Below are 3254 nucleotides of genomic sequence, written 5' to 3'. Positions count from 1 at the left end.
GAGACCCATACGGCAACTGTTCTGCCGGTGCTGAGTGCCCACTGCGTGGAGATCAAACGCAACCCGCCGCGCAATAATCTGGAGGTGATGAATCTGGCCTGCCTAGTCAAGCGCGAAGACCTCAAAGCATTTGAAGACACCGTGTTGGCGGCGGCCGGTCAATTCGACAATAACTTCGCTTTCGATTTCAACGGTCCTTGGGCTCCGCACAATTTCGTCCATATCGAGCTGAATATAAAGAGCAGCCATGTTTCTCGTCGATAACATTCTGCTCGCGCCGTTCAACAGCCTGATTTGGGTGTTTAAGGAAGTCCACAAAGTAGCGCAGCAGGAAATTGACGGAGAGGCCGATAACATCGCCCACGCGCTGAGCGAGCTTTACATGCAGCTCGAAGTCGGGGATCTCACGGATGAGCAGTTTGCGGCTGAAGAGAAGGTGCTGCTTGACCGGCTCGATGAAATCTGGGAGCGCGATCAGGGTACAGCGGATGCGACTGAGCAGATGGATGAATCCGAGGGTGCTGAGCCGTGACGATTAGCACCTCTCATTCCTTGCCTGGTTTCCTTGGAGACGAGGGTTTGCGTCTGCTGCTGTTTGGCGGCAAGGGCGGGGTGGGGAAAACCACCTGTGCGGCTGCGGCTGCGCTCCACTTGGCCGCGAAGCATCCCGCACGTTCGTACTTGCTGGTGTCCACCGACCCGGCCCATTCTCTGCGTGACTGTCTGGCTGGCGGCGCGTTGGGTCAAAACCTGACGCTGCGGGAAATTGACCCGCAGGGCAGTCTGGCGCGGTTTCGGACGCGGCATCACCAGCATCTACGCACTATCGCGCTGCGCGGCACGTTTCTGGATGAGGCTGACATCGCTCAATTGTTGGACTTGTCGATGCCGGGCCTGGATGAAATGATGGCCTTGCTGGAGATCGTGGCATGGGTCAAAGAAGAGCGTTATACCTGCATCGTGGTAGATACGGCGCCGGCTGGCCACACGCTTCGGCTGCTCGCGCTGCCCGAGCTGATGCGCAAATGGCTGCTGGTCCTGGATACGATGCTAGCCAAGCATCGGTTTATGGTGAAGTTGTTCAGCAAACGTTACGCCAAGGATGCAGCAGATATCTATCTGGAAGAGATGGCGTCCGACCTGCGCTACCTGTGGACATTGCTTCATTCGTCAGCGCAATGTCGCTTCGTGCCGGTGTTGCTGGCCGAGAGGCTCAGCGTGCATGTCACGCGCCGGATGGTGGAGGAATTGGCCTCGCTGCAGATTCCCGTGCGCGAGCTGGTGGTTAATCGGCTGCTCCATTCTCGGCCTGAATGCCCGCTCTGCTCGGCGCGGGTGGCGACACAAACAGCGTTGATCGCGGACATCCAGCGGACCTTTCCCGGCCATGAGCCCTGGGGTCTCCCCTTGTGCCTTGAAGAAGCGCGGGGCACAGAGCGACTGAGCTCCCTGTGGGCGCAGTTGCGGCCGCTAAACGCATGGCAGCAGCTTGCCCCTGCGAGTGCGCCTGCGCCTGTTCCCGCTCTAGGGTCTCTCGCTGCGGTGGAAAACCCGGCTTGCCTGCCCTCTTCCTCGATGCGGCTGCTGTTGTTTGCGGGCAAGGGCGGGGTGGGGAAAACAACCCTGGCATGCGCCTCGGCACTGCGACTGGCCGAAGAGTGGCAAGGCAAGGAGATTTTGCTTGTTTCCATCGATCCGGCGCATTCACTGTCCGCCTGCCTCAATCATCAGATCGGACCTGATGAGGTGCGGCTGAGCCGCGGGCTGAGCGCGATCGAGCTCGATCCAGAAGCTGAATACGCGCGATTAAAACAACTCTATGCCGATGAAGTGGCGGGGGTCTTTGAGCGCCTCTCGGCGCAGGCTCATATCCACGTCGAGTTCGATCAGGAAGTGATAGAGCACCTCATGGACACCGCCCCACCGGGTCTGGATGAGATGCTTGCGATCACGCGGATCGTGGAACTGCTGGACCAGGGACGCTATGACCTGTTCATTCTGGATACCGCTCCAACGGGTCATCTTCTGCGCTTCCTGGAGATGCCGGAGCTGATCGATGCCTGGTTGAAGACTTTTTTCGGCATATTCCTCAAGTACCGGCAGGTGTTTCGGCTGCCGAAAGTTACGCAGGCCATGGTGGATCTTTCCAAGAAGGTGAAACAGTTCCGGCGCGTTCTGGCCGATCCGCAACAGGCGGCGTTGATGGCGGTGGCGATTCCCACCGAGCTGGCGTATGAAGAAACCAGGGACCTGGTGGCTGCTTGTGAGCGACTGCGGGCCTCAGCTCCGGTGCTGTTCGTGAATATGGTCACGCCGGAGTCTTCCTGCCCGACCTGTTCCGCGCTGCGGCGCGGGGAGTTGCTTTTGTTGGAGCGGTATCAGGAGACATTTCGAGAGCAAAGCCTCACCATCGTATATCGGCAGGAATCAGTTGAGAGAGAGCGACTGGGCAGCTTGGGGCGCTCACTTTATGACGGCTTAAACCTAAGCCCACACGATCAACATCTCATTGAACATCACGATAAAAGGAGCATTGTATGCAAACAGAAACAGAAACAGCATTAGGTATGACGGAACCGGCGATTGCACCAACCGGTGGCGCGGAAGAAGCCGCGGGGGATTCGTCTGTGAACGGCAGGATGCTCGATCGTCTGTTGGGCATGGCGCGCGGCTACCACAGTGAAGGCAATCTGCGGCAGGCGATGGAGATGTACTGGACGTTGCTGGAAAACCACCCTGGCACGTCGCAAGCGCAGGGCGCGCGCGTGAGCCTGCTGGATCAGGCGGAGGCGTATGAGCGCGAGGGTGCCAGGCATGTGGCGCGTGCTGTCTATGAGCGTCTGTTGTGATTTGAAGGAGTTCTGCGACGATGAATAAACCTGTTAACTATTCAGACAGCATGTCCTTGTGCGAAACCCTGGATCGAGTTTTGAACAAAGGCGTGGTGGTGGCCGGCGAGATCGTGATTTCGGTGGCCGATATCGATTTGATCTATCTGGGCCTGACACTCACACTGACTTCGGTAGAAACTGCCGAGCAACTCAAACTGACGATGGGGCCAAAAGAAAAAACATGACAGAACCTGAAGATTCGACGCTGTCGCCGCGTATAGCGCTCGATCCGGAAGATATGCGCAAAGGACTAGGGCAACTTGTTCTGACGCTGGTTGAGTTGATCCGGCAGTTGCTGGAAAAACAGGCGCTGCGGCGCATAGAGGGTGGCTCGCTGTCGGAGGAAGAAATCGAGCGCCTGGG

The 3254-nt window shown here is 58.0% G+C and carries 6 protein-coding genes; all 6 read left to right on the top strand.

All coding sequences use genetic code 11. The features are described 5' to 3' along the window. Positions 1 to 264, top strand: a 264-nt coding sequence (locus tag ACESMD_RS01545; RefSeq protein ID WP_372609679.1) for a GvpL/GvpF family gas vesicle protein, incomplete at its 5' end; no start/stop codon positions are given. Beyond that, positions 248 to 532 (top strand): gas vesicle protein GvpG, encoded by a 285-nt coding sequence (locus tag ACESMD_RS01540; protein ID WP_372609677.1) that lies wholly within the window; start codon positions 248 to 250, stop codon positions 530 to 532. The genes ACESMD_RS01545 and ACESMD_RS01540, both read left to right, overlap by 17 nt. Before the next feature lie 47 nt (positions 533 to 579). Continuing rightward, entirely contained in the window at positions 580 to 2565 is a 1986-nt protein-coding gene (locus tag ACESMD_RS01535) for an ArsA family ATPase (protein ID WP_372609675.1), read from the top strand. After that, on the top strand, positions 2538 to 2849 hold the full coding sequence (locus ACESMD_RS01530; protein ID WP_372609673.1) for a tol-pal system YbgF family protein: 312 nt from the start codon (positions 2538 to 2540) through the stop codon (positions 2847 to 2849). The genes ACESMD_RS01535 and ACESMD_RS01530 overlap by 28 nt, the downstream gene beginning before the upstream one ends. Before the next feature lie 20 nt (positions 2850 to 2869). After that, positions 2870 to 3076: a gas vesicle protein gene (locus ACESMD_RS01525; protein WP_372609671.1), complete on the top strand. Its 207-nt coding sequence runs from the start codon at positions 2870 to 2872 to the stop codon at positions 3074 to 3076. After that, positions 3073 to 3254: gas vesicle protein K (locus ACESMD_RS01520; protein WP_372609669.1), on the top strand; the 182-nt coding region annotated here is incomplete at its 3' end. The genes ACESMD_RS01525 and ACESMD_RS01520, both read left to right, overlap by 4 nt.

Origin of the sequence: Halomonas sp. (genome assembly GCF_041689495.1) — a bacterium.
Lineage (GTDB): Bacteria > Pseudomonadota > Gammaproteobacteria > Pseudomonadales > Halomonadaceae > Halomonas.
This window is presented reverse-complemented; position numbering and strand designations above follow the sequence as displayed.